Annotated in this window: 24 protein-coding genes; 9 read left to right on the plus strand and 15 right to left on the minus strand. The window is 50.7% G+C overall.

What is annotated here, in order from left to right:
• Positions 1–10: 10 nt before the first annotated feature.
• Together H9Q13_RS01895 and H9Q13_RS01900 are read right to left on the minus strand one after the other, a co-directional pair.
• Entirely contained in the window at positions 11–1,285 is a 1,275-nt protein-coding gene (locus tag H9Q13_RS01895; protein WP_191182058.1) for a Y-family DNA polymerase, read from the minus strand.
• Positions 1,278–1,748: a LexA family protein gene (locus H9Q13_RS01900; RefSeq protein ID WP_191182059.1), complete on the minus strand. Its 471-nt coding sequence runs from the start codon at positions 1,746–1,748 to the stop codon at positions 1,278–1,280. Before H9Q13_RS01900 ends, H9Q13_RS01895 begins: the two co-directional genes overlap by 8 nt.
• A gap of 474 nt (positions 1,749–2,222) precedes the next feature.
• On the opposite strand from H9Q13_RS01900, the gene H9Q13_RS01905 reads away from it, so the two are divergent.
• The 4 genes from H9Q13_RS01905 (at position 2,223) to H9Q13_RS01920 (ending at position 6,643) form a co-directional block, all read left to right on the plus strand.
• Complete coding sequence (locus H9Q13_RS01905) at positions 2,223–3,470, plus strand: pyridoxal phosphate-dependent aminotransferase (RefSeq protein ID WP_191182060.1); 1,248 nt, start codon at positions 2,223–2,225, stop codon at positions 3,468–3,470.
• Between the two features lie 201 nt (positions 3,471–3,671).
• The gene (locus tag H9Q13_RS01910; protein WP_191182061.1) at positions 3,672–5,237 is read left to right on the plus strand and encodes a SulP family inorganic anion transporter; all 1,566 of its coding nucleotides are present in this window, start codon (positions 3,672–3,674) and stop codon (positions 5,235–5,237) included.
• A gap of 79 nt (positions 5,238–5,316) precedes the next feature.
• Positions 5,317–5,988: a carbonic anhydrase family protein gene (locus H9Q13_RS01915; protein WP_191182062.1), complete on the plus strand. Its 672-nt coding sequence runs from the start codon at positions 5,317–5,319 to the stop codon at positions 5,986–5,988.
• Complete coding sequence (locus H9Q13_RS01920) at positions 5,963–6,643, plus strand: TetR/AcrR family transcriptional regulator (RefSeq protein WP_191182063.1); 681 nt, start codon at positions 5,963–5,965, stop codon at positions 6,641–6,643. Before H9Q13_RS01915 ends, H9Q13_RS01920 begins: the two co-directional genes overlap by 26 nt.
• An 82-nt stretch (positions 6,644–6,725) precedes the next feature.
• Here the strand turns inward: H9Q13_RS01920 and H9Q13_RS01925 are convergent, their stop codons facing one another.
• A complete protein-coding gene (locus H9Q13_RS01925; RefSeq protein WP_191182064.1) occupies positions 6,726–7,085 on the minus strand; it encodes an STAS domain-containing protein in 360 nt (119 codons plus the stop codon).
• A gap of 338 nt (positions 7,086–7,423) precedes the next feature.
• Entirely contained in the window at positions 7,424–8,044 is a 621-nt protein-coding gene (locus H9Q13_RS01930) for a TetR/AcrR family transcriptional regulator (RefSeq protein WP_191182065.1), read from the minus strand.
• A gap of 582 nt (positions 8,045–8,626) precedes the next feature.
• On the opposite strand from H9Q13_RS01930, the gene H9Q13_RS01935 reads away from it, so the two are divergent.
• Entirely contained in the window at positions 8,627–8,872 is a 246-nt protein-coding gene (locus H9Q13_RS01935) for a hypothetical protein (protein ID WP_191182066.1), read from the plus strand.
• Positions 8,873–8,981: 109 nt separating this feature from the next.
• On the opposite strand, the gene H9Q13_RS01940 is transcribed toward H9Q13_RS01935, so the two are convergent.
• Positions 8,982–9,215, minus strand: coding sequence for a hypothetical protein (locus H9Q13_RS01940; protein WP_191182067.1), 234 nt, complete (start codon positions 9,213–9,215; stop codon positions 8,982–8,984).
• A 51-nt stretch (positions 9,216–9,266) separates the two neighbouring features.
• The gene (locus tag H9Q13_RS01945) at positions 9,267–9,902 is read right to left on the minus strand and encodes a hypothetical protein (protein WP_191182068.1); all 636 of its coding nucleotides are present in this window, start codon (positions 9,900–9,902) and stop codon (positions 9,267–9,269) included.
• A 141-nt stretch (positions 9,903–10,043) separates the two neighbouring features.
• On the opposite strand from H9Q13_RS01945, the gene H9Q13_RS01950 reads away from it, so the two are divergent.
• The 3 genes from H9Q13_RS01950 to H9Q13_RS01960 all read left to right on the plus strand — a co-directional run bounded on the left by H9Q13_RS01950 (position 10,044) and on the right by H9Q13_RS01960 (position 12,072).
• Positions 10,044–10,727, plus strand: coding sequence for a hypothetical protein (locus tag H9Q13_RS01950; RefSeq protein WP_191182069.1), 684 nt, complete (start codon positions 10,044–10,046; stop codon positions 10,725–10,727).
• 74 nt (positions 10,728–10,801) lie between these two features.
• The gene (locus H9Q13_RS01955) at positions 10,802–11,323 is read left to right on the plus strand and encodes a hypothetical protein (RefSeq protein WP_191182070.1); all 522 of its coding nucleotides are present in this window, start codon (positions 10,802–10,804) and stop codon (positions 11,321–11,323) included.
• A gap of 197 nt (positions 11,324–11,520) precedes the next feature.
• Entirely contained in the window at positions 11,521–12,072 is a 552-nt protein-coding gene (locus tag H9Q13_RS01960) for an SRPBCC family protein (RefSeq protein WP_191182071.1), read from the plus strand.
• A 199-nt stretch (positions 12,073–12,271) separates the two neighbouring features.
• Here H9Q13_RS01960 and H9Q13_RS01965 read toward each other — a convergent pair whose 3' ends face one another.
• The 8 genes from H9Q13_RS01965 to H9Q13_RS02000 all read right to left on the minus strand — a co-directional run bounded on the left by H9Q13_RS01965 (position 12,272) and on the right by H9Q13_RS02000 (position 22,332).
• On the minus strand, positions 12,272–13,171 hold the full coding sequence (locus tag H9Q13_RS01965) for a hypothetical protein (RefSeq protein ID WP_191182072.1): 900 nt from the start codon (positions 13,169–13,171) through the stop codon (positions 12,272–12,274).
• Between the two features lie 125 nt (positions 13,172–13,296).
• Positions 13,297–14,166: a 4-hydroxy-tetrahydrodipicolinate synthase gene (gene dapA, locus H9Q13_RS01970; protein WP_191182073.1), complete on the minus strand. Its 870-nt coding sequence runs from the start codon at positions 14,164–14,166 to the stop codon at positions 13,297–13,299.
• A 208-nt stretch (positions 14,167–14,374) separates the two neighbouring features.
• A complete protein-coding gene (locus tag H9Q13_RS01975) occupies positions 14,375–15,109 on the minus strand; it encodes a LytR/AlgR family response regulator transcription factor (RefSeq protein ID WP_191182074.1) in 735 nt (244 codons plus the stop codon).
• A gap of 4 nt (positions 15,110–15,113) precedes the next feature.
• Positions 15,114–16,127 carry a sensor histidine kinase gene (locus H9Q13_RS01980; protein ID WP_224744010.1) on the minus strand — a complete coding sequence of 338 codons (1,014 nt, stop codon included), beginning with the start codon at positions 16,125–16,127 and terminating at the stop codon, positions 15,114–15,116.
• Between the two features lie 439 nt (positions 16,128–16,566).
• Positions 16,567–18,579 (minus strand): NAD-dependent DNA ligase LigA, encoded by a 2,013-nt coding sequence (gene ligA / locus H9Q13_RS01985; protein WP_191182076.1) that lies wholly within the window; start codon positions 18,577–18,579, stop codon positions 16,567–16,569.
• A gap of 195 nt (positions 18,580–18,774) precedes the next feature.
• Positions 18,775–19,269, minus strand: a complete 495-nt coding sequence (locus H9Q13_RS01990) for a DUF4920 domain-containing protein (protein WP_191182077.1) — start codon at positions 19,267–19,269, stop codon at positions 18,775–18,777.
• A 121-nt stretch (positions 19,270–19,390) separates the two neighbouring features.
• Entirely contained in the window at positions 19,391–21,751 is a 2,361-nt protein-coding gene (locus H9Q13_RS01995; protein ID WP_191182078.1) for a patatin-like phospholipase family protein, read from the minus strand.
• 14 nt (positions 21,752–21,765) lie between these two features.
• A complete protein-coding gene (locus H9Q13_RS02000) occupies positions 21,766–22,332 on the minus strand; it encodes a hypothetical protein (RefSeq protein WP_191182079.1) in 567 nt (188 codons plus the stop codon).
• 305 nt (positions 22,333–22,637) lie between these two features.
• Here H9Q13_RS02000 and H9Q13_RS02005 point away from each other — a divergent pair, with 305 nt between their 5' ends.
• Positions 22,638–23,264, plus strand: a complete 627-nt coding sequence (locus tag H9Q13_RS02005; RefSeq protein WP_191182080.1) for a cytochrome c oxidase subunit 3 — start codon at positions 22,638–22,640, stop codon at positions 23,262–23,264.
• 6 nt (positions 23,265–23,270) lie between these two features.
• Here the strand turns inward: H9Q13_RS02005 and H9Q13_RS02010 are convergent, their stop codons facing one another.
• Positions 23,271–25,469 (minus strand): gliding motility-associated C-terminal domain-containing protein, encoded by a 2,199-nt coding sequence (locus tag H9Q13_RS02010; RefSeq protein ID WP_191182081.1) that lies wholly within the window; start codon positions 25,467–25,469, stop codon positions 23,271–23,273.
• Positions 25,470–25,748: the final 279 nt, after the last annotated feature.

A 25,748-nucleotide genomic window follows, 5' to 3' on the forward strand; every position in this document is an offset into this window, starting at 1 on the left:
GTTTTGAATTTCACCCCACTCCAATGCACAGCAATTCCTCCAGCTGCGTGGTATAGCAAGGCGATTTTTTTTCGCACTTAAGCTGCCAGGGGCGGGTGGTGCCCTGTGCGGCGCAGGTTACCTTGTCGCGGCCCCAGGCGCTGTTGAGCTTGTCGAGTGCCTGCATGAGACGCTGGTGCTTGTCGCGGTCCACGGTGTCGAGCAGGGAGGTCTGTACCTGGTTCTGTGGCCGCAGCTCCGACACGATCACACCACTCTTCTTATAGCGGTAGCCGGGCCGGTAGAGCGCCTGCAGGGCCAAACTAGCGTACTGTACCAGCTCCAGCGTGCTGTTGGTGGCCGTAGGAAGCGCCATGGTTTTGCTGTTGAAATACTGTGGGTCGGTTTCCCGGAAGGGATTGGTCTGCAGGAAAACCGTGATAGCCCCTGCGCAGCTACGCTGACGGCGCAGCTTGGCCGCACAGCGCGAGGTATAGTTGGCTGTGGCCTCCTGTAACTGCGACAGCGACGAAACGGCAGCGCCAAAGGAGCGGGAGGTGCAGATGTTCTGCTTGTTCACAGCAACCATTTCCAGGTCCAGGCAAGGTTCGCCGCGCAGCTCCCGAACGGTGCGCAGCCCCACTACCGTCATGTGCTTTTTCACGAAAGCATCGGGGGCGTTGCGCAGGTCCAGCGCGGTATGTATGCCAAAAGCGGCCAGCTTCTTAGCGTAACGGCGGCCAATGCCCCACACATCGCCTACCTCCGTGCGCCGCAATGCCTCTTCGGTGTGCCGTTCGTCCGTGAGTACCAATACGCCATCCGCCTTTTTCGATTTCTTGGAGAGCCGGTTGGCCAGCTTGGCCAGCGTCTTGGTCGGCGCCACACCTACCGAGACCGGTATACCTGTCCAGGTCTTCACGGTATGGCGCAGCTCCCCGGCGTATTGGTTCAGGTCGCGCCCGTAGAAGTTTCCCAAATCCAGGAAAGCTTCGTCGATGGAGTATACCTCCAGGTTAGGCGTGAACTGCCCCAGCGTCTGCATGACCCGGGCCGACATGTCGCCATACAAGGTGTAGTTGCTGCTGAAAACGTGTATGTTATGGCGTTCTATCGCATCTTTTGCTTTAAATGCTGGTTCGCCCATCTGTATACCCAGCGCCTTGGCTTCGTTGGACCGGGCGATGATGCAGCCGTCGTTGTTGGAGAGCACCACGATGGGTTGTCCCTCAAGTTTCGGATCGAAGACCCGCTCGCAGGAGGCGTAAAAGTTGTTGCAGTCCACGAGGGCGAAGAGGCTAGTCATGGCGGCTGTCTACTTTATGAAGCGACCACACCACCACGCCCCAGGGTTTGAAATCCATTTCCTCGGTAATCTCCATCGGCGGGTAGGCGTCGTTGGCTGGCTGCAGGAACATGCGCGAACCTTTTTTGAGGAGGCGCTTTACTGTGAACTCGCCATCTACCACTCCGATGATGATGTGCCCGTGACTGGGTTTCAGGGAGCGGTCTACCACCAGGATATCCCCGTCGTGCAGGCGGGCATCGCGCATGGACTCGCCCCGCACCCGCACCAGGTAAGTAGCAGTGGGGTTGTTGATGAGTACCTGCTGCAGATTGATCTTGTCCTCCAGGTAATCATCGGCTGGGGAGGGGAATCCCGCAGCGACATAGCATTGGCTGATGGGCAATTCCAGCAGCTCGGGCAAGGGCATGGGCAACAGTTCGAGGTTGCATGGCAAGGCGTGTAGGGTATGTGTTTTTTCCATAGTGCTGTCTGTTTTGGTCTCTTTCGCGACACACGCCTCAAATATAGAGTTTGCTAATATATTTGGCAATATATACTAAAAATTTTAGTTTTTAGTTTTCTTCGGGAAATGTTCGTTCGCCTTTAAAGAAGTCTGATTGGGGGGCACAGGCCAAATGGGAACCCATCAACAGGACTGTTTTTTCGCAGGCGATGTGTCCATCGCAAAAGCCGACAAACTGCTGAGGGCACAGCATTTGGGCAAGCTGACTTATTGTATCTTTTTTTTGTTTAAATAACTTGTTGTCAGTGTTTTTTATATGCTTATGTTAAGTATAAATTTAGGGTAATTTGTGTGGTTATCAACACTCCAAGCGAATGGTACCCGAAGTCTATTAGCAGGCCAAAACGACTTACAATGATTATCGGCATGGGTGCTGGCATAGTAGTTCTTTGTGCGGGATAAAAGCTTACATTTGAGGAAATTATACAAAGCATGATACAGCGCAGCACACGGCTCGATGCGGTTCATTACGAACTGTGCGGCCCCCTATACGAGAAGGCAAAAGAACTGGAGTTGGCGGGCCACCGCATCACCAAACTGAACATCGGCAACCCGGCCCCTTTTGGATTTGATGCGCCGGAGGAAGTAACCCGGAGTATTATGGATAACCTATGGCATGCGCAGGGTTACTCCGACCATAAAGGACTGCTGTCTGCCCGCGAGGCCCTTAGAGATTATTATACCGCCAAAGGTATAGCTGGCATCCATACGGATGACATTTCTATTGGCAACGGCGTAAGTGAGCTCATTCTGCATGCCGTGCAGGGTTTGCTCAATACCGGCGACGAGGTGCTGGTGCCTTCCCCGGATTACCCACTCTGGACGGCGGCCGTGCGCTTTTCGGGGGGCAGGGCTGTGCATTACCGCTGCGACGAGCAATCAGACTGGAATCCTGACCTGGAGGACATTAAAAGTAAGATCACAAGCCGTACCAAGGGTATTGTCATCATCAACCCCAATAACCCGACGGGTGCGGTATACGCGCCAGAGCTGTTGCAGAAGTTGGTAGAACTGGCGGCGGAGCATAGCCTGGTGCTGTTCTCAGATGAGATCTATGACAAGATCCTGTACGATGAGGTGGAATACCGCTCCACGGCCACGTTTTCGGAGGAGGTGCTCACAGTGACCTTTAGCGGTCTGTCCAAAAACTACCTGGCGGCCGGCTTTCGGGCGGGCTGGATGCTGGTGAGCGGCAACAAGGCCAAGGCTAAAAGCTACCTTGAGGGGCTCAACACGATGGCCAGTCTGCGGGTATGCAGCAACGTGCCGGCGCAGTTCGGAATACAGGCAGCGCTGGAGGGCTCCCAGCACATACAGGACCTGGTGTCGCCTACAGGCAGGCTGCGGCAGCAACGCGACATTTGCTACGACAAGCTCATCGCTATACCTGGCATCTCCTGCGTGAAACCCAAAGGCGCCTTTTATCTATTTCCTAAAATTGATGTGAAGCGGTATAACATACTAGATGATCAGGCTTTTGTGTTGGATTTCCTGCGGGAACAGCATGTGCTGCTGGTGCAGGGCAGCGGTTTTAACTGGCAGCAGCCGGACCACTTCCGTATCGTATACCTGCCCGAAATACAGGAGCTGAGCAAAACGATGGACAAACTGGCCTTGTTCCTGCAAGCTTACAAAGGTGCCGGGGCGACGGCTGATAGGTATACGGCAAGTGCCCTGTAGGTACCCCCCCCCCGAAACGCGCACGGCTATACCTGTCTTGTCTAGTCTAGTCTGTGCCTTAGGAAGAGGCCAGGGCGCCCACAGCAGGAATGAAATTCATTAAAATTTAGTGGCTTTTAAACAAAATAGTGCTTTGCTTTGTGATATTATAGTAATGCTATTGTTTTATGGTTTAAAGCTATTGGTAAACTGAGGTAAGCTATGGTTAGTTTTAAAGAAATTAAGAATGATCTGCCGGCAGGCATTGTCGTGTTTCTGGTGGCAGTGCCGCTCTGCCTGGGTATTGCGATGGCGTCTGGCGCTCCTCTTTTCTCCGGCATCATCGCCGGCTTTGTCGGTGGTATCGTCGTAACGCTCATCAGCGGCTCGCAGCTGGGGGTAAGCGGCCCGGCGGCAGGGCTGGCCGTCATTGTGCTGCATGCCATCGAGGGCCTGGGCAGCTATGAGGTGTTCCTGTCTGCCGTGGTGCTGGCGGGGGCCTTCCAACTGGCGTTGGGCTTCCTGAAAGCGGGCAGCATTGGGTATTATTTCCCGTCGTCGGTTATCAAAGGCATGCTGTCAGGTATAGGGGTGATTATTATCCTAAAGCAGATTCCCCATGCCTTCGGGTACGACGAAAGCTATGAGGGGAGCCTGCACTTCATGGAGCCGGACGGAAAGACCACATTCTCGCTTCTTTTTGATGCGATCCGGTATGTCTCGCCCGCCGCTGTCATCATCAGTGGGCTGTCGCTTGCCATCCTGATCTTTTGGGAGCAGATACTATCCAAGAAGGGGAAAATTTTCCAGATCATACAGGGGCCGCTGGTGGTGGTGATCCTGGGCATCGTGCTCAACCTGCTTTTCCTAAACGTTTACCCCGAAATGGCCTTGAGCGCCAATCATCTGGTGGAATTGCCAGTGGCTGACAGCTTGGGCGGTTTCTTCCAGCAGTTCACCGCGCCTGATTTTAGCCGTGTGCTGACCTACGAGGTGCTGTTCCTAGCGGGTACGCTTGCCATTGTGGCTAGTCTGGAGACCCTGCTGTGCTTGGAAGCAACCGATAAACTCGACCCCTACAAGCGCATCAGCCCGGCTAACAGGGAGTTGAAGGCCCAAGGGGTGGGTAACATCGTGTCTGGGCTGCTGGGCGGCTTACCGGTAACGCAGGTGATTGTGCGCAGCTCTGCCAACATACAGTCCGGTGGCCGCACCAAACTCTCCGCCCTTATTCATGGAGTGCTCATCCTAGGCAGCGTTATCGCTATACCTGGCCTGCTCAATATGATTCCGCTGGCTTCACTGGCCGCCATCCTGATCGTGGTAGGGTATAAGCTGGCCAAACCAGCTCTGTTCAAGAGCATGTACCGTGGTGGCTGGAACCAGTTTCTGCCTTTTGTGGTAACCGTGCTGGCCATCGTCTTCACAGACCTGCTCACAGGTATAGGCATCGGTATGGTGGTGGGAATCTTCTTTATCCTGAAAAACAGCTACCATGTGTCGCACACCATGCTAACAGAAAAAACGCCCGCAGGCAAAGAGAAGTACCGGATGGTGCTGGCCGAGGAGGTGACCTTCCTGAACAAAGGCAATATCATGCAAACGCTCCGGAAAATACCAGCCAACGCCGAGCTCGAGATCGACATGTCGCGATCGGCTGTGGTGGACCCCGACGTGCGAGAACTCATTGAGGACTACAAAAACACGGCCCGCAGCAACAACATCAAGCTAAGCATAAAAGAAACAGCTGAGGATGAAAAGCTGGAATACGAGGGCATGAAGTTCTAAACCCGAATTAGCTTATTTCATTGGGTTGCCGCCCAATAACTATAAAAGTATTATCAACCAGATTAAAAATATGAGAACCATGAGAACACAAAACAAAGAAACACAGGCCGAACTAACCCCGCAGCGCGCAAAAGAAATTCTATTGGAAGGAAACAAGCGCTTTGTAAGCAACCTAAAAGTGAACCGCAACCTGCTGCAGCAGGTCAACGAGACCTCCGAAGGCCAGTTTCCATTCGCGATTGTGCTGAGCTGCATCGACTCCCGCACTTCAGCCGAGTTGGTCTTCGACCAGGGGTTGGGTGATATTTTCAGTGCCCGCATTGCCGGCAACATCGTGAACGAGGACATACTGGGCAGCATGGAGTTTGCCTGCAAAGTAGCTGGTTCCAAACTGGTCGTGGTGTTGGGCCATAGCAAGTGCGGCGCCATAAAAGGGGCCTGCGACCATGTGGAGATGGGCAACCTGAGTACACTGCTGCACAAAATTGAGCCAGCTGTGAATGCCGTGAGCTATGATGGTGAGAGAAGCTCCAAGAATCCAGACTTCGTGGAAAAAGTAGCCGAGACCAACGTTGTGTGGACGGTTGGCGAAATCAAAAAGAACAGTCCGATCCTTCGGGAGATGATTGAAAAAGGTGAGATTGGGATTGTAGGCGGTATGTACGACGTGGAAACCGGCGTAGTAACGTTCTATGACGACGTTGAGAATATGACGGAAGCTTTGCATGAAGAACTTGCTGGCAAATATTAAGATTAGAGTAGAGGAGAAGGTATACCTCAAAGACCCGGAAGCTTCGGGCAAGGGACGTGACATCATCAAGCATGGTATCCTGCTGATAGACGAACTGGGACTGGAGGCCTTCACCTTTAAAAAACTGGCTGAACGGATCGGCAGCACGGAGGCGACCATTTACAGGTATTTTGAGAGTAAGCACATGCTGCTCTCATACCTGATCTCCTGGTACTGGAACTGGCTGGAGTACCGACTCGTTTTCGCGACCAACAACATTGCATCGGCAGAGGCCCGGCTTCGCATCGCCATCAGCATCCTGTCAGGCAGGATCGAGAACGACATGGACTTTGAGCACATCGACGAAGTGACGCTGCAGCGCATTGTGGTGGCTGAATCGGCCAAAGCCTACCTGACCAAAGAGGTAGACGCCAATAACAAGGAAGGCTTCTTCTTAAGCTACAAGCGGCTGTGCAAGCGCATTGCCGACATTGTGCTGGAGATCAACCCGGACTACAAGTACCCGGCCTCCCTGGTTTCCACTGTGGCCGAAAGTGCGCATTACCAAAAGTTCTTTGCACTGCACCTGCCCTCGCTGACGGATATTCATGACGACAACCGGAACGAGCTGGAGGACTTTCTGACCCATATGGTGTTCAAAACAATCGAGCAGTAAACGAACCAGAAGCATTAATAACAAAGGACAGCACCGAAATAGATCGGGCTGCCCTTTGTTATTAATGCTTATACCTGCTGGGTTATGCGGCTATCGGCTGTGCTTTGGCCGCTGCCTGCAGCTCCTCCAGCGTGCGGGCCTTATCAAAGAGCGTGTCAAGTTGGAGTAAGCGGAACAGGCGCTCTGTGGTGGCGTTCATGCCATAAAGCACCACTTTCACGTTCTGTTTTCTGATCTGTAGGAGTTCGCTCACAAAGGAGCATATGCTGCTGTTGGTCAGGTGAACGCGGTCCACGTGCGAACAGTCAATCCAAAGCTGTTGGTCTTGGAGGGGAAGAGCGGTGGACAGCGCCTGCCGGATGGCGGCAAATGCCTGTTCATTTACAAGTCCCTGTACAATTGTGGCGTGCTGGTTGCGATGAGTGTGGTTGGTTATTTCCATATCGATGCCTCTTAAAAAAGTTAAACATGCAGAGGAGGGGCCAATCGCAGGGTTAAACCTTATCAGGAGTTTGCTTGCAATTACTTACACAACCTCTTCTTCTTTGTCTGCTTTCTCAAATGCTGCTGTTTTTGAGATACGTGTATATTGTATTTTTTAAGTACGCGTCAATAGATATATAGTTATTGTAATTTAGTTAAAACTGAGTAAGGGTACAAAATCGCAATGTATGTGTTCACTAATCAGGAAGAAAGGTATAAGCAAGGAGGATTTGAGTTGGATTTAACTTATGTTCGTGAAAGCGCAACTGCGGCCAGGCTATCTCTGGCAAGCCAGGGTTACTTTTTAGCGAGCACCCCTTCAAAGATAATACGCACCAGGCCATCGAATACCTCCGACGCATTATCAGGTATAGCCTCTGTCAGTTGACCGGGCAGCTGCCGGGTATAGTCCGGATTGAAGATGGTTTCCAGTGCGCTGGCGTATAGAATAACAGCAAGTGACCGATTGATATCCTGACGCACATAGCCTTTCTCCATACCTTCCTGCAAGAGGGCGTTGAAGCGCATAAACGCTGCTTCTATCCTGTAGTCGTGGAGAAGCTGCCAGCTACCCGGCGCGTGTTTACGGATATCGTCCATCAGCTGTCTGTTCACGGCCAGCAGCCGGCTGCCGACATAGCTGAAATAGCGGCTCGCCTTTTCCTGGAATTGCAATTGGGAATCGCTCAGAATGCGCTCTATCTCTTGGCGACCCTCGGCAAGGTACTCTTTGATGACAGCTTTTAGCAAATCTTCCTTTCCGTCAAAATACAGGTATAGGGTCTTCTTGCTCATGCCGAGCTGACGCGCCAGGTCTGCCATGAGCACTTTACTGTAGCCTTTCTCAAAAAAAAGCTGACGGGCCAGCTGCAAAATGGCCTCGCGCGGGTCTTTGGGTGCTTGTGCTTCTATTGCCATAGTCAGTTTGTAACGTTCAGGCGCAGGGCTTGGTTGGGGATTGCAGGAGGATATGATGTAAACAGCAATTGATAGCCATAGAAGTCAGATCTCACAGCACTGGCTCGAGGTATATCGGAGCCATCGTTTCCGGCTATGGTAGCCGTAGCCCCATGTAAGCTATGCGCTGATCCCGGTTCATGTACTTTTGGGTTTTTTTAGAGAAGTGATGAATCTAAGCAATTGATTGTCAGGTGTAAGCGAAAGAAGAGTTTCGGAGAATTGAACTATGCTACTATACATTTATGCCAGCGCAATTGGCGTTGAAAATGTGAAGTTCTTAAAAAAAGCTTAAAAAGAATGCATTTAGGCTGTTTTCGGCTTAAGTGTTAAATTTTTATTAAAATTTTGAGGCAGAAGCTTGTGAAATAGCAGCAAGCCTTCTAAATTGCATTATGCTGTTCAGGATAATGCATTAAGTACCTTAATGCGCTGCCAAACATTCAAGGGTAGGAGAAAGCCAGTTGGAAAGCCAGATTGTAATGATTTTACAGGAGTGGCATACTAATTGGTTATTACCATAAAACATTTAACTTTTAGCCGATGTTAGATATTATCAACTTTGTTGCTCTTGCCGGAATTTTCAACATCTGTTTCTTTTGGTACGCCTCTACTAAAATGGACACGAAGCCTGACCCGGTAAAAACCCTTGTTATTTCGTTTGTATTCTCTATTCCGCTTAGTTTCCTATTGATTGCCGTCTATACGACGATGTTGATTTACGCCGCCAGAACCGGTGCAAATGAGGACGCAATGTGGGAGTATATGGAGCAGGAAGAGCTACAATAACAGCATACTGACAACGGTATAGCATTGCTTGCCGGATTTGCAAAACGCCTGCGGGGGCACTTGTTAACAACAGGTGCCCCCGCAGGCATTTTGTATCATAGATGGTTCGTTACCGACTGCCGGCGCTGCTACCAATGTCCTGGCCGCCATCTTCTACGCTTTTGCCGCCCTGTCGACCGCCAGTGCGTGGCTCATTGCCTATGCTGCGTCCGGCCTGATCGTCCTCATCTGAACGGAACTTATCGTCCCCTTCCTTTTTCTGAGCAGTGGGGTGGATGTTTGGCACCTTGTTGCCTTTATTTATCAAATCTTTGTTTTGGTCTTTATTCTTATCTGTGTTCATCTGTCTGCTTGGTTTAAATGTGTAATTTGATTTAATTCTATTTTATGATTCCTAATATCGGTCGTAGTCCGGGTTAGAGCCTGTGCGGTCTGGCGGGCCATAGCGTTGGGGGCGGTTCCTATAGTTGTCACGGTAGCTGCGCATTTCTCCAGTCATTGGGTTATAAGGCCTGTTGTAGTCTGGGTCGGAAATTGAGTCGCCATCGTAGCCATAGCTCAGTGAGCCAGCCATGTTGCCATAGTTTTCGCCCGGACGGTGTCTATACCTGTCCGGTCCATAGTTGGCCTCGAAATTACTTCTTCTGTTTCTGTCGTAATAGGTGCGCTCAGCTGCCTGCCTGCGTTCGCTTTCGTAGCGCGGCGGGCTGTCGTGCCTGTATGCGCCATCGCGGCCCTCGAAATTGCCTCTGCCACGGTTGTCGTCGTAGCTATGTCTGAATTGGTGGTCTGTATAGTTGTCGTTGTCCTGCAGGTTGCGGCTCCGGCGGTACACATAGTCACCTCCTTGCTGCGCCTGTCCGTGATGGCCCTGGTTGCCTCTGTTGAAGCCATCGTAAGTGGTCTCGTGGCGGTGGCCACTGTCCGTGTCCAAACGGTAGGCCCCGCGGTAATGCGATTCGTCTCTGTCCCAGTTTATGCTGCGGTCATCCCGTTGCTGCGGTCTGTCTCGCCAGTTATTCCTTTCCATAGTTAAAGTTGTTTCTTGCGTTATTCTCTCCTTTATAAACGGGTATTCAAGATTGGAGTTTACACCTCCGGAATTAACCCAAAGCGAGGGCGTGCCCGTAAATACAACTGGTAAGCATGTTCATTTTAAAACTTTGATGCTATGAGAAACAACAGAGAGGAAAATCGCAACTACCGTGATCTGGAACCACGCTGGGCACATGGCCACCACCATGGCGAAAATTCTGACCGTGGCAATTATACCGTTGACTCCCACTTCAATAGAGGGTATGGTGCGCAAGAAGACGATTACTATGATTCTCGTTCCTTCAACACAAATACTGACCATGGGTATGGGACAAGGCAGGGGCGCTTTCAGCCCGGAGGAGCACAGTACAGCGGCCGTGATTTTGCCTCGCGTGACTCTGGCAGCAGCCACAACCCTTATGGCATGAGTTACATACCTGATGATAGCTATAACTCTGGCCGCCACTATGACCCAGATGCGAACTACGACAACCGCGACTACGAGGACCTGCGCCGACCAGGCAGTTCCCGGGTGCGTCCAACTTCATACAATGAGCGCTTTGGCCATGATATAGACCGTAGTCGCGACCATGATGAGCAAGCCTTCAGAGGGCATTCAGCCATCGGCGATTACGAATCCTACCGTCGCTACGAGATGGGTAACCCAGCGTATGACAACGACTACAGCGGAGGTTTTGCAGGACGTACGCACACCGAGGGGCGCGACCACTTTGGGGAAGACACCAGTTACAGCAACATGGGCAGCTGGAACCAGAACCGACGAGAACGCCGCTTCGAAGATCGCCATAACCGTCATTAACGCTAATACTAACAACAGATCTGACTGACAGCAGGAACCAGTATACCGACTGTTTTATACCTAATATTAAAACGATGAGAGATAACAGAGAGCAGAACTACGGCGACTATAGCCGACAATATGAGCGGGAGCATCCACACCACCAGGAAAGGCATTTTGAAAGACACGGACAGTCCAGGGCAAATGAAGAAAGCGGTTTGGGGCAGCGTTACCGGGCGCAGCACGGCCAGGCGTATGGCCGACGGGGCGGTGACCAGGGGATGCGGGAAGACTACTACAACACGATTTACGATACCACTAACTACACCGGTGTGCCGCGCCACGATGACTACGGCCTGCCACACGGCCCCGAAAACGACCTGGACCGTATAAGCTGGGGAAACCCGCAGTTCTACAACCCTGACAGTTTCGGCCGTACCCGCTACCGTTACAGTACTGGCTATAATCCAAACTATGATAATCCTGAGGAGGGCGATTTGTATCGCAACTTCGATAGTCGCGGTAACCATGGCTACCGTCACGATGGAGCCTACGGTAATGTTGATGAATTCCGGGATTTCGGAGACGATCATTATGGTTCTAAAAACAGGTACTGAAGAGTTTAGAAGGCAAATCCTTTGGGAGTTGTATACTTATTTGGATTTTGCCGTATAAGCTACTATACATTAGTATTGAATTTCCATCTGAGAAAGGCCACAGCGTCACAGCTGTGGTTTTTTTCATATTTTAAGAATCTTTTAAATAGGATTAAAATTATTTTTATTGAAACAAATTTACTTTTGCCTAGACTTCTATGAATCCTCTAAAGTCATTAATTCTGGGAGCGATCACGTTGGTAGCCATCTTGGCTATAATTTCCATCAGCTTGCCCAGGCACATTTATATACAGCGTGACATACTCATTCAGGCACCTGCTGAGGCTGCCTATGAGCAAATCAGTGATATCCGTAACTGGCCCAACTGGTTACCCGGACATCACCACGAACCTGCCCGCGCAGTGATGCAGGCTAGTCAGCCCCATGGCATAGGAACCAAACATAGTTGGGTCAGTCAGCGAAGCGGTATAAAGCCGGGCGTGGTCACGATCGTGTCGGCTGAGCCACACAAAAGGCTAGTCACCAATCTGGAGTTTGAAGGGGAAGAAAAGGCCCACAGTACATTTACGCTCCTTGAAACAGCGGAAGGCACTCTACTTACCTGGCACTTCGAAAAATACATGGGCGACCATCCACTCCGTAAATTTTCGGGCTTGCTGCTCGATAGCACCCTGGGCGAAGAGTTTGAGGATGGACTGGAAAACATTAAGCGGGAGGTGGAATCCCAACGTCTGCTCACTGAGAACTAGGCAACTTCTGATTAACGTGAACCATTACCTTTCATGCAGCTAAGATCCTTGGCTGCATTTTTTTGTGCCTTTCTCAGATGATCATAATCCTCCGTTATGGCGGTCTGGTCATCGTCTATCGGTTGCTCCTCAACCGTATTATCGGGGAACTGCCTGGCAGTGCTTTCCTAATAACGATCTAAAGGTATAGGTGTGGGTGCTACAATGCCGGAGCCTTAGAAATATCTTTGACTACAGGAGCAGGGTAGGCTTCGGTCTTAAAAGAAGCGACTTTTTTGTAGAGTTTGCCCTTATCAGCTTTGGAGGAAAGGAAAAGCGTTACTTGTGAGGTGTTATAATGGCTGGAAAGATCGGTCAGCAGATCAGGTATACCGTCGTGGTCGAGGTCGCCGGCCCAGAGCAGCACATAGATGGCGCTCTCAAAATCCTCGTCAGTGGCCAGCACCTGGCTAATTTTTCTTCCTTGCTTTGTGCCGCTTATTTTCCAGCTATAGTTTCGGATGGAGTAGGAGGCGGAACTTTCGTCTTTTATGCTGTCACCTCTGGCCTCCAAGGTATAGGTTTTTCCTTTATACTTGAGATTGATAGCCGTATTGGGTAAAATTGCTTGATCCGGATAGCCTACCGTGTCCACGGGGCCGGCTTTGAGCTGGTCTATACCTGCGATAAGCAGCAGTGTGTTCGGAAATTCGCTGCTTACTTCACGTCCCGACATTACTTGTTTGCCTTTATCGTTAACGGGATCAAAGAAAGGCTGTACCTGAATACGGACAGGGCGCAACCGAAAAGTGCTGTCCTCGAAAACCAGTCCCAGCCATTGCTTTTTTTCTACTCCTTGCCATACCTCACGCTTGTGAAAGCGGCCTTCCGTCAAAAGCTTAACCGCTGTCTTGGGTTCTGGTGCCAGATCAGTTGTGTCAATGGCAAAGTGTTGTAATTCATCTTCGGCAGGTTGGGTAATCGTATCGGTGTTTTCGGCCGACTGGGCGTCTGTATCTGTTATTTGCGTGTGATCCGTCTTGTTTTCAATGGCTTTGTTAGGCTTGGAATTACAGGCCACCAGAGTCAGCATACAGAAAATAAACAGCGGGTAACGCATTGTAGTAAGGCTAATTCGATAGAAGAAGGCTAATATAGCAAAATATTTTTTCGGAAGCCCTTAAAATAGAAAGGCCGGTTTACACCAGCCTTTCTTACACATCTTAATTATTAAAACAGCTATACCTAAAGGAGGCTAAATAACCTGTCCTTGAGGCCGGCTGAGGCTTCTACCAACGGCAAACGCACAGCAGGTGAACATACGCTGAAGCGCTCCAGCAAGGCTTTCACGCCTACGGGGTTGCCCTCTTCATACATCATCGGGTTGATGTCCACGAATTCGTAAAGCAGGTCAGCGGCTTCTTTGAATTTGTACTCTAACCCCAAACGGATCATGTGGCTGAATTTCTCAGGGAAAGCATTGGCAAGCACCGAAATTACCCCTACAGCACCAAAGGAGATCATGGGAAGGGTAAGCATGTCGTCGCCGCTAATCAACATAAAGTCGGCTGGCTTGTGCTTGGCAATGTGCATGCATTGCTCTAGGTTGCCGGAAGCTTCCTTTATACCTATGATGTTGTCATGCGCAGCCAGTCGTACTGTGGTTTCCGGCGCGATGTTGCTGCCTGTTCGACCCGGCACGTTGTATAGTATAACCGGCACCGGGCATGCGTTGGCCACCTGTACGTAGTGCTGGTAGATGCCTTGCTGCGATGGTTTATTATAGTAAGGGCTCACCGAAAGCACGGCGGTTATACATTCCAGGTCTGTTTTTTCGATCGTCTCCAGCACATGTTGCGTGTTGTTACCACCCAGTCCGTAGACCAGGGGTACACGTCCATTCACGTGCTTTTTAACGAAGGCCAATATTTCGGCTTTTTCAGCCGCAGTAGTCGTTACCGATTCACCTGTGGTGCCGTTCACCACCAGGTATTCCACACCACCACCTATGGTAAAGTCAAGTAACTGGCGCAGCCCATCGTAGTCTACGTCCAGGCTGCTGGTAAAAGGCGTAACCAAGGCAACACCTGTTCCTCTTAATTTATCTTGTATCATGCGCTGTTTTTTCTAGAGCACGAAGTTCGAATTATCCAACGGATTCTCCAAACAGGAACGAGCAATTCGTTGATCTTTAATTGTTATGCGTTGTTCGTGAATCCCGTAGACGTATATACCTGAAATCCCTAACTGAGCTCAACAAAATTTTAACATCTGATACTACCTGCTTTTCACAATCAACGAACAACGATCAACGAAAAAAAGCCTACTGTATATTGTTTTCCTCTACCCAATGCAGGAATTGCTCTTTGTATACCTCACCAATCGGGATCTCTTTATTACCGATTCGGATACGGCTCTTCTCAATGCTGTCGATTTTTTGCAGGGCGACAATGAAGGAGCGGTGCACGCGCATGAACTTTGTTTCTGGCAGTTTTTCCATCGCCTTGTTCATCGAGAGCAGCGTGATAATCTTCTGGTCTTTGGTCTGGATGATGATATAATCTTTAAGTCCTTCGATCCAGAGAATGTCTTTGAAGTCTACCCGCAAGGTCTTGTAATCGGCCTTCACAAACATGAAGTCGTGCTCGGCGGGTAACGCAGCAGCTGGTGCGGCTGGGGCTTCCTGGGCTTTGCCGTTGCGCTGCAGCCGCTCTTGGGCTTTGGTTACGGCCTTGAGGAAACGGTCGTAAGGTATAGGCTTGAGCAGGTAGTCCACGGCATCCTGATTAAAACCCTCCAAGGCATAGTCTGGGTAGGCGGTGGTGAAAATAATGAGCGGCTGGTGCTTGAGAATGTTCAGAAACTGTATACCTGTCAGCTCGGGCATTTCGATGTCGAGGAACATGAGGTCGATCTGTTCTTCCTGCAGTACCTGCATGGCTTCGGTCGCGCTCGAACAGGTTTTCACCAGCTTAAGAAACGGCAGTTTGCTCACATAGCTCTCAATGATGTCGAGGGCCAGGGGCTCATCGTCTACGGCAAGGCAGCGGATCGTCATAGTTTTATCTTTTTGTGTGGAAGTATAGCTTGAGCGAAGCATAGAAGGTATCGGCTTTTTCCTCAAAGTGCAGCTCATGTCGGTTCGGGTACAACAAGGTAAGGCGCTGCTTCAGGTTTTGCAACCCAATGCCTCCAAACTCCCGCTTTTTGTGGCTGCTGGTGTTGTTTACCGTCGTAAACTGCAGCCCATCATCCTGCACCAGCAAGTTCAGGGTAATGCCCACCTCATTGCGGCTTACCAGGCCATGCTTAAAGGCATTCTCCACCAAGGTCATCAACAGCATGGGCGCAATCTGCTTTCCGGCCAGTTCGCCGTCCACGTTCAGCCTGATGCTGGTCTGCTCGCGCAGGCGTAGTTTCTGCAGGTCGATGAAGTTGCGTATGTGGTCTACCTCTTTCTCCAGGCTCACCAGCGTGTCGTTGCTTTCGTAGAGCATGTAGCGCATGAGCAGCGACAGTTTCATAATAGCGTCCGGCGTTTCGGGGGACTGCTTGTAAGCCAAAGAGTAGATGTTGTTGAGCGTGTTAAAGAGAAAATGCGGATTTACCTGTGACTTCAGGAAGTTGAGTTCCGCCATCAGCTTCTGGTTTTCGAGCTCTTTGTTGCGCCGTTCGTTTCGGATGTAATTACCGGTCACTTTCAGCGCAGAGCTGATGAATACGACAATCAGGCCTGCCAGCAGATAGTTGAGGATACGGTCGTAGGAATACAGTACTTTCATGCCCGGGTTAAACTCCCGGAATACATAAAAGTCGAGGGGGGAACGAATAAGCGCAACCGCTGTGAGTGTGAGCAGCACCATGGCAATGTAGGACAGGATGCGGTTACGGGCCAGGTAGCGGGGAATGAGCACATACCAGTTAAGGTAAAAAATCATGATGGCAAAGCTCAGGCCCACCAAGGAATCGATGGCCTTGTTGAGTGTGAGGCCGCGTTGGTACTGCACATAAAATATCCAGGCACCGAATAATGCCCAGGCCGCAACGTGTATGGCCAATTTATACCGCTTCTTCATAGAAAACTCAGGTAGGGCAAATGTGTTCAAACTGTCAGAATGTATGTAGGATGGCAGCAAATCAGGATACCTTTTTATCTACCTAAAGTTAAGCAAAAAAACAGGTATAGCAGGTATAGGCAGAAAGACTCTATACAAAGCCCGTAATCTGCACTATGAAAAGAGCTTTTTGCCTGACAAATGCGCGAGCGGGCTCAGGTGGTTGTTGGTATAGTGTTTTGAGCTGTTCGTCTAATTCATTTTTTTATGTGATCAGAATATACTCCATTTGCAGTGTAAGTCCTAAGGCCGGGTATAAACCAGCTGATCGGGCTCACGCTTTGTGTTAACTGTAATTGTTAAGGTTTATATTGTTTGTTTTTGTTTGTTAATTGAAGAAGCGCCGGACTGAATGCAGCCCGGCGCTTCTTTTTGCAGGTATAGTCTAAAGCGATTTATACTAAGCGCCGACCATTTTCAGAAACTCATCTTCTGAGAGGATGCTGATGCCGAGTTTGGTGGCCTTTTCCAGTTTGGACGGCCCCATTTTGTCGCCTGCCACCAGGTAGGACAGCTTGCCCGAAATCGAACTGACTACTTTGCCTCCGTGGCTAATTATGATGCGCTGTAGCTCGTCGCGGCTCACACTCTCGAACACGCCCGAAATAACGAAGGTCTTGCCTGCTAAAGTATCGCTTTCCATCTCAGGAGCGGTATTTTCGGATTTAAACTTCAAACCGGCAACCTTCAGGCGCTTAATTATTTCCAAATGCTCGGGTCTGGCAAAGTACTGCAGCAGCGACTGCGCAATACGGTCTCCAATCTCATTGACTGCGATCAGCTCTTCGTAAATAGCACTGCGCAGCGCTTCGATATCGGGGAAGTACTCGGCGAGCTTCTTGGCTACCGTGCTGCCCACATAGCGTATGCCCAGCGCAAACAGCACCCGGTCAAAAGGCGTCTGCTTCGACTTTTCCAGACTCTGCAGGATGTTGTTGGCTGACTTTTCGCCCATGCGATCCAGATTAACCAAATGCTCAAATTTCAGGTCGTACAGGTCGGCTGCATTATGCACCAGGTTTGCTTTGTAGAGTTGCTCGATCGTTTTGGGGCCAAGCTCGTCGATGTTCATGGCTTTGCGGGAGATAAAGTGCTCCAGTTTGGCCTGAATCTGCGGGGCGCAGCCTTCCTCGTTCGGGCAATAGAAATTAGCCTCGCCTTCGGCTCTAACCAATGGCGTACGGCAGGCCGGACAGTGCGTAGGGTATACGATTGGCTGGCTATCAGCGAGACGTTTACTCAAATCCACCCCGGTGATCTTTGGGATGATCTCACCGCCTTTCTCCACAAACACCGTGTCGCCAAGGCGCAGGTCCAGACGCTGGATCTCGTTGGCATTGTGCACGGAGGCACGCTTCACGACCGTACCTGCCAACAGCACAGGTTCCATTAAGGCAACCGGCGTCACGGCCCCTGTGCGACCGATCTGGTACTGTATGTCGAGCAGGCGGCTCATCGCGCTCATGGCCGGGTACTTGTAGGCGATGGCCCAGCGCGGACTTTTAGCGGTATAGCCTAGCTCTTCCTGCAGCGCATAGCTGTTCACCTTCACCACCACACCATCGGTAGCTATTGGTAGTTCCTGGCGTTTGGTTTCCCATTCGTTGATGTACTCCAGCACCTTGTCAATAGAAGTACATTTGCGCCAGGTGTCCGATACTTTGAAGCCCCATTTCTGAATAGCCTGCAGACTTTCGGAATGCGTGTCGAATGGGTTGGGGGAGCTCATAAAGCCATAAGAGAAACAACCCAGCTTACGGCTGGCCACAATGGCAGAATCCTGTTGCTTGAGGGTACCTGAGGCGGCATTGCGGGGATTAGCCAGTAGCTGTTCGCCCGATTCCTCACGTTCGGCATTCAGATTTTCAAATACCTGCAACGGCAGAAACACTTCGCCGCGTACCTCAAACTGATCAGGGAAGCCGCTGCCGTGTACCTGCAACGGCACATCGTGGATGGTACGCACGTTGGCCGTGATATCGTCGCCGCGTGTACCGTCGCCGCGGGTAGCACCCTGCACAAAATAGCCGTTCTCATAGGTCAGGCTGATGGCCACGCCGTCGAACTTCTGCTCACATACATACTCCACCTCGTCGCCCACCACTTTACGCACCCGCTTGTCGAACTCGCGTAGGTCTTCCTCAGAGTAGGTATTGCTCAGCGAGAGCATCGGGTACTTATGGTGTACTGTCTTGAAGCTCTTGGTTACGGTGCCACCCACCCGAAGGGTAGGGGAGCTAGGCTGGCGCAGTTCCGGGTACGCCTGCTCGAGCTGTTGCAGCCTCTCCAGCATCTTGTCAAACTCGTAGTCGGTAACTTCGGAGATGCTGTTCTGGTAGTATTGGTAGTTAAGGTAGTTTATACGTTGGGTGAGCTCCTGAATCTCAGCAGCAGGGTCTTTTGCTAATGCCATGGGGTATGTGGTTTTACTTCTGTAAAAATATCAAATGCAGGCCATGCTGCCAAGTGGATAATAGGTGATTAGGCCGAATTATCAGCTCAGGTATAGGATTTTCAAGCCAGGCCTTAGTTAACGTTTTGGCTGTCAGGTATAAAAAAGAAGGCCGCTCTGAGAGAGCGGCCCTTCTGGAACGTGGGTTAATGGAGGTTACTTCAAAATCACGCCGTCGGCTACGAAACGAAGCTCTTCTTTAGGTTGCGTAATGGCCTGTACCTCATCAGCCGTTTTGCCGGCATCCTCGGCAAAATGGCGCTGGTCATCCACTGAAATCACTTCATGCTTGGCTGTACCCGTGAAAACCACCTTTCTACCAGACAAATCCTCTACTGGCAGGAAGAAACCATAGTCGCGGAAGGTCACTTTCATGGTGCTGCCGTCCTGGAGTTTCACATCCATCCAGCAACCCTTGGATTGGCAACTCTGTACCACCTCTGCTGTCACAGTAGCCTGTATAGAGTCTTGTCCGGCCACCGCTTCCTGCAGTTGGGAAGCAGACAGCACGTTTTCTTCCGTGAAGGCAGTGCCATAGGTATGATCAGCGGCAGCGCCTGCAGTCACTTCCTGGTCTTCGGCAACGGTTGTGGCTTGGGAACAACCACATAGTGTGGCAGCTGCAAGCAGCAGTACAAACAGATTTTTCATGCAGTGAGATTATTTTGTTTGGTCAAATATAGACATTAATGCGTGAGTTGAAAAGCCAAGGCTATTCCCTCAGACAAAATGCAGGCTGCTACGCCTAAACCGTTAAATATTAGGGACAAACTTATTCCAGCGCCCGGTTCTGGAACAAGAGAAAGCCCAGGTGAAACAGCACGCCCCAGTTTTTGGACTCGTCGTTATAGTAATTGAGGTTCAGGGCTACTGGCCCGAGTATCCCCTGGTATACCACAGCCGCTGTGGCGGCCAGACCCGTTCCGCCGAAAGTATCGCCATAGTAGGCGCGTTGGTTATCGTTCTGCAGGATCGGTTTGTAAGGCTGGAACACATAGCCCTCTGTCCGGAACTCCAGCCTTGGAGAGAGTAGGTATACGTACTGCAATCCGCCCGCCACGAACTGATGCGCCCGAAAGCGGTCCAGGAAGAGCGTTTTGCTGTCGGAGAGGGGATGAAAGGCCGGCGCAGAAGTGAGGGTAGAGCGGTAATTGCTGAAAAACGGTTGGGTAGAGAGAACCCCCTCGAGCCGATACCCAAACTTATGCTTGCCCTCGCCAAAGTAATCCTCGAAGAGTAGCCGTCCATAGAACCACTCATGCTCGGTGGATTTTTTCTCGGGATTGGTCGCGGTAGAGCCCGGGGAGTAGCTTTCGGTGGCGCTCACAAAGCGTGCCGATGCCGTGAACAGGCGACCTGAGGAAGCGTACTGTTTTCGGTTAAGGCTCCCTCTCCTGAATATGCCGGCCACAGTGAAAGCTTCCAGATCGGTTCGGTCCAGCGTATCGGAGCTGAGGATGTCGAGGCGGTTGCTGTAGCGGTCTATATTCTGCGTGAATGCCGTGCTGATCACCAGTTTGCCTTTGTAGGTATTGGTAAAGCCAAGGTCGAGCGCATAGCTCCGGTCTGACTGCTCAATAAAAGGCATTTTGTTGCGCTCCAGCAAAAAACCACTTGTCGACAGGAAGTTCCAGTTGTTGTAAGTAAACGAGGGCTCCACATAGTAGGGGGTACTGGCTGGCACATCGACCCGGGTCCTTAGCTGGGCTGCCTGGTAAAAACGTCCTGTCTGGAAGCTTCCTGCAAAGGTATAGAGTTGGCTACCCAACAGGCTGTACGCCAGACTTGCATAAATATTATCAACTGGTCGGGAAGCTAGCACGCCACCCAAGGCCAGTTTCAGGCCGGTATCCTTTTTGACATCCAGCAGCAGGTCGTAGTGCCGGGCAATCTGGTCGTATCGCATCGTCGGGTACAGGTTGCTGAAATTTTCGATGGCCGCTAACCGGTAATAGCCTGTTTTGACCTGTTGCATGGTATAGCTGTCGGCGCCTTCCGTGCCCCGGAAAAACTTTTCAATGAAAGCTTTCTGGTTCTCCTTCACGCCTTGTATCCTGATGTTTCGGAAGGTATGGGGCTCAAAACCGCTCCTGAACCGGTCCCGTTTGCTGGCAAGTTCTGCCGGGTTGACTCTCCGCCCTATCTTCCGTTTGATTTGCTCCATCTTGGCGCTGGCCTCCGCATAACCGGCAGCAAACAATTCTTCCACATTTTTGAAATCGAGCGAGGTGAGGCTGCCCAGATCCGGCTGCAGGTAAATGTCTTTGGCGTTGAGCGCTGTGGAGTCAGAGTTGGACATCATGGCATAGAGCAGGGTATGGGCGAGGTCAAAATCGTCCTTCCCATAAGGGTACTCACTGTAGATTTTTGAGGAGACGTTCACACCAATGATTATGTCCGGCTTGAAATCCTTTCGGGCCACATCCACCGGAAAATTGTTGTACAAACCTCCGTCAAACAGCAGGCGATTCTCTATCCGGATCGGCTTGAAGAACAATGGCACTGTCAAGGTGGCCCGCACCGCATCGGCCAGCTGGCCTCTCCGTAAAATCACTTGTTGCTGCGTAAATATATCGGCGGCGATGCAGCGGTAGGGTACCATCAGCTTATCGAAGTCATAATTGGCCCGTGCGGCCGGCTGCGACAGCAACTGTGCCAGTGCAAAGTTTAGCGAGGCATCGTTGACCAGGTTAGACGTCAGCCTGGCCTGCAGGGCCGTGTCTACGGAAATGTGGAGTTTTAGTAGCGAGGGGTTGGGTTCGGGTGAGGCGAAATTGTAGGTATAGTTCTGCTCCGGCTTTCCGGTGGCCCAGGCCTGGAAGGCCTCGGTGCTGACCAGGTATTCGATTTCAGAAGGGGAGTAGCCGGCTGCGTAGAGTGCCCCCACAATACCGCCCATGGAGGTGCCCACGATGTAATCGATGGGGATGTCGTTTTCTTCTAGCGCCTTGAGTACACCCACATGGGCTATCCCTTTGGCGCCGCCCCCGCTCAGTACCAGGCCCACTTTCTGCGCGAGGCTTACGGGTACTGACACTAGCAGCAACAAGCAGGCAAGCGTAACTGTACGCAACCTGAGGCCGATTGCGGAATGATGGGATTGCAGGCTGTAGTCAGCCGTCAGGTGATGCATGTTATAGGTTCTGTTTATCGGGATCGGAGGTCAGCCCATCGGGCGTTGTGTATGGTAAACAAGATGCGCCCTGTGAGCATGGTGGTATACCTGGCAGGCACTATCAGTCGCATGTCCTGCAGCCTAATCTCAAAGCTGCTGCTGAACGTGATCATGTTCCTGTCCGGTGTGAAGGTGACCGGCCTGACCATTTCCCTGTTTATACCTTGTATGTTTATGAATATACGGCTGTTGATTGTCTGGCGTGCGCGAGTACCCGCATTAATCTTCTCCACCGGTGCCTCAATCTCCAAATAAATATCGGGGTAGCGGGAAGCGAAAAACACCTCCTGCACCATGGCGATGGGAGTGGAGTCGTTGGCCGGCAGCAGGTTGGAGAGGGGGAGCAGGCATTCCAGTTTTTTGGTATTTTCGTTGTAGCGCACCAGCATTTTCCCCGACGAAAAGTCATAGGTCCCTTTTTCGCCCTCCATTGATATGAGTATGGTATTATTGGAGGTATAAGGTATGCGGTTTTGTTGTGCCCGGGCAGCCCATGTTGCAAGCAATAGAAGAAGGACTGGCAGTAAACGTTTGATCATGATGAGGCACGCTAAAGGATATACTCCTGCTAACGCAAAAATGAGTAGAAAGGTAGAGCGATGGCCACCTTTTTGGCAAATAACAGGTGTTGTAAGAAGCCTAGGAAGCAGTGGAGCAGTAGTGTCGGATTCATAATTATGGCGCACAAGAAATTAAGCAGAATGGAGAGGCAATTTATGACGCATTTGCAAAACTATAAATCCGCCGAAAGGGTATACAGATATAGAAAAATTACCCTCAATCTGATTTAAAAAAGGTTGTCCGCGACATAGAAAGCAGGCGGGGCTCCTGAAGAAAGCTTGACATGAATCAGGATAGAAAGAATAAAGTAGACTCACGCCAGGGGTCGGCCTTTGGCAAAATAGAGCGCATGCACCCTATCCGTATGTTGCTCTACCTAAGCATGATCGGTATAGGAGTCCTTTTCTTTATTCTGGTGGTGGCTTTTGCCCGCACAGGCGGTTTCGGAAATGAGCAGTTCTCAATCCCCAAATTTTTCAGTGTCAGTACCTTGCTTTTGCTTTTCAGCAGCTATGCCATCAACAAGGTACCCCGGATCTACAAAAAGGACAAACTCCATAAAATGACGCGATACTTAAGCATTACCTTTGTGCTGGGTGTGGCTTTTATTGGGGCGCAGGTGCTTGGCTGGCGCGAAATTGCTGCTTCGGGGGCCTACTTCACCGGCAAAGCTTCAGGCAGTTACTTATACCTGATCTCGGCCTTGCATCTGCTGCACTTGCTGGGCGGTATGATCTTTCTGGCCTTTTTGCTGTTCAAAACGGCCCATATGGCCAATGACGGGGTTCGGAGCCTGATCTTTATTCGTGACCCGTACCGCCGTCTTCAGCTCTCGATGCTGCGTACCTACTGGCACTTCATCGGTTTGCTCTGGCTCTTCCTATACCTGGTGATTTTGTTCATGGCCTGATGGGTGCTAGCGTACCAGCGTAACAGAACCTTTGTATTTGTCCGAGCCGAAGTCTATCACGTAAAAATATACCCCGTCGTTCACGTTCTTGCCGTCCCACCTAAAGGTGTTGTCATTGCTGGCGAATACTTCTTTGCCCCATCTGTTGTAAATCCTGATATGCTGGAAGGTACTGGTGCAAACATCGGCCGGCAGACCCGGTATTTCAAAGAAATCATTCAGCCCGTCGCCGTTGGGCGTGAAGATGTTGGGCGGCGTGAAGGTTTTGAAGTCGGGCACCCGCACCTTAAACTCCATTGTCAGTATTTGATCAGGAGAAGGGGCGCAGGCATCTTCTTTGAGCACAAAGTCCACCCGTACAACGCCTTGCCGGAAAGCGTCGCAGTTAGCCACCCAATTGAATTTTCCCTCTGCCGTGCCATTGCCGCCTGTGGAAGTAAAGGTCATACCTAATGAGGCCAGGCTGAAACCCTGGCCGGTGGCAGCCATGCTCAGCTTGTGCAGATCCAGGTCAGTGCCATTGAACAAAGCCTCGAAAGGCTCGTTCAGGTCAACCTCAAAAAAAAGCGTTTCTTTATTGGTGGTCAAAACAGGCACGCGGTTCGGGTAGTCCGTGCGCACTTCTATCAGTTCGGTTCTGGTTATTGGCTCGCCGCAGAAATTGGACGTGGCGGTGAACTCGATCAGGTAGGAGGTTATGCCCAACGCATTGCAGTCTATCAACCAGGAAAAGGGCGAACTCACCTGTCCTATACCTGAACGGCTCTGAAACTGAATAGGGACGGAATTGATGTCGAAATTTTTGCCAGTCGCTGAAATCGTGACCTCATCGTTGTCGGGATCGAAACCGAGCACATTAAAGTCGATCAGATCGCCTTCCATGACAGTAAACACCCGGTCAGGTTTTGAGAGGTTAACAGAAGGAGGCTCGTTGGGTATAGGGTCGATGATAAAACTGACCTGCAGCGTGTCCTGGCGCGGTAAACTACAGCCATTGTCCTTTACGATCAGGTTAAGCTTGTATACCTTCCCCTCTGTGTCGAAGCACTCGTTGAAACACAAGGTAGCTTTGAGAGAATCACCCGAAGTAGCAGTATTAATCACGCCTGTTGTGGTTCCGCTGAAGGTATAGTTGCTGTCGCTGAAATTTACGGGACGGGCATACAGTGTTATCCTGGAGTTGGGGTCCGGGTCCGTAAACACAACGTTAAGGCAGCGGGCATCCGTTGGGCGGATGCGTATCACGTCGCCACTTTTATAAAAGCCTGTCTGGCCTGCGGCACGGGCCAAAACCTTCGGACTATCGTTACGGGGGCAGTCTTTTACGAGTAGCTGGAAATCGCGCCGCACTTCACCTATTTTCACGCCTTTCCGAAATTCCTGTGCGCGCACGCCAAAAACAAACAATCCCTTGCTGGCTGGTTTCACAGTCAGCCTACCTGTCTGTGGGTCAATTGAAATGGGAGGAGAGCCTTGTATCTGGTTGCTGCGGCTATACCCTGGCTGCCACACAATCTCAGGGTAGGGGCCTGGTCTTGGAGTAGGCGCCGCGTTGAAGGGGTCAGCAGTACTGAAGCCATTGATCGGAGTGACCATGTCATATACAAGGGAGTCCCCATCAACGTCTGTTCCGCTAAAGTCATAGTAGAAAAGCTCGTTGGCGCAGGCATAGTCGCTGAGGGGAGGGAAAAGCACAGGGGATGAATTTACGAACGGAGTGTTTCCCTGGACAACAGGCGGGAATTCCATGTAAAAAGTTTGACCAGCACTCTGAGGATTTACAATGTTGTTGATGATACGGTTGCGACAGCAGCGTTCCCAAACCATGTAGTAGCCCATCGGGTTGTTGAATACATTCGGGGCCAGCACGACATCCAGCCAGTAAACCAGTTTTCGGGTGCGTAATTCTCCTACAGTGCAGGCAATGTCGGTATAGTTTACAAACGTGTTGCTCCGCAGCGGCAAACTTATCTCGTCGATTTTGGAGGTGTTCGTCTGTTTGTCGAATATCCGTATCCTGGCCTCGGGGTCTATGGCTCCTGGGTTACCGTTCACATCATCAAAATACACATTCAGCGTAATCCGGTAGGTATAGCCTGATCGGTGCTCGAGGCCGAATTCACCACCAACGATGTGCGTGGCCAATGCCTGCTTGCAGAAGAGCAACAGCATAAAGCATAAAGTGAGGAATATACGCTGTTTCATCCGCCGATCGATTTAGAAGAAATATTTATCGTGATAACCAGGCTAAATGGAATTATGTAAATTAACTTGGCATGGCCTCTTAAGTTACATTAAATCAGAATAAATTGCGTGATATCAGGAAAAATTTTGTAATGTTCCGGTTAAACATTCAAGAGTCAAATTCGTTATACGGCTTCTGGACAACCATCCTTTAAACAAACAGAGGGCACTTCAGTTAAGTGTAAAAATGCGAAAACACTGCTTTAAAGCTGGAAGCTAAACACTATATGCCTACATCAT

The sequence above is a fragment of the Pontibacter aquaedesilientis genome (assembly GCF_014773225.1).
GTDB lineage: Bacteria > Bacteroidota > Bacteroidia > Cytophagales > Hymenobacteraceae > Pontibacter > Pontibacter aquaedesilientis.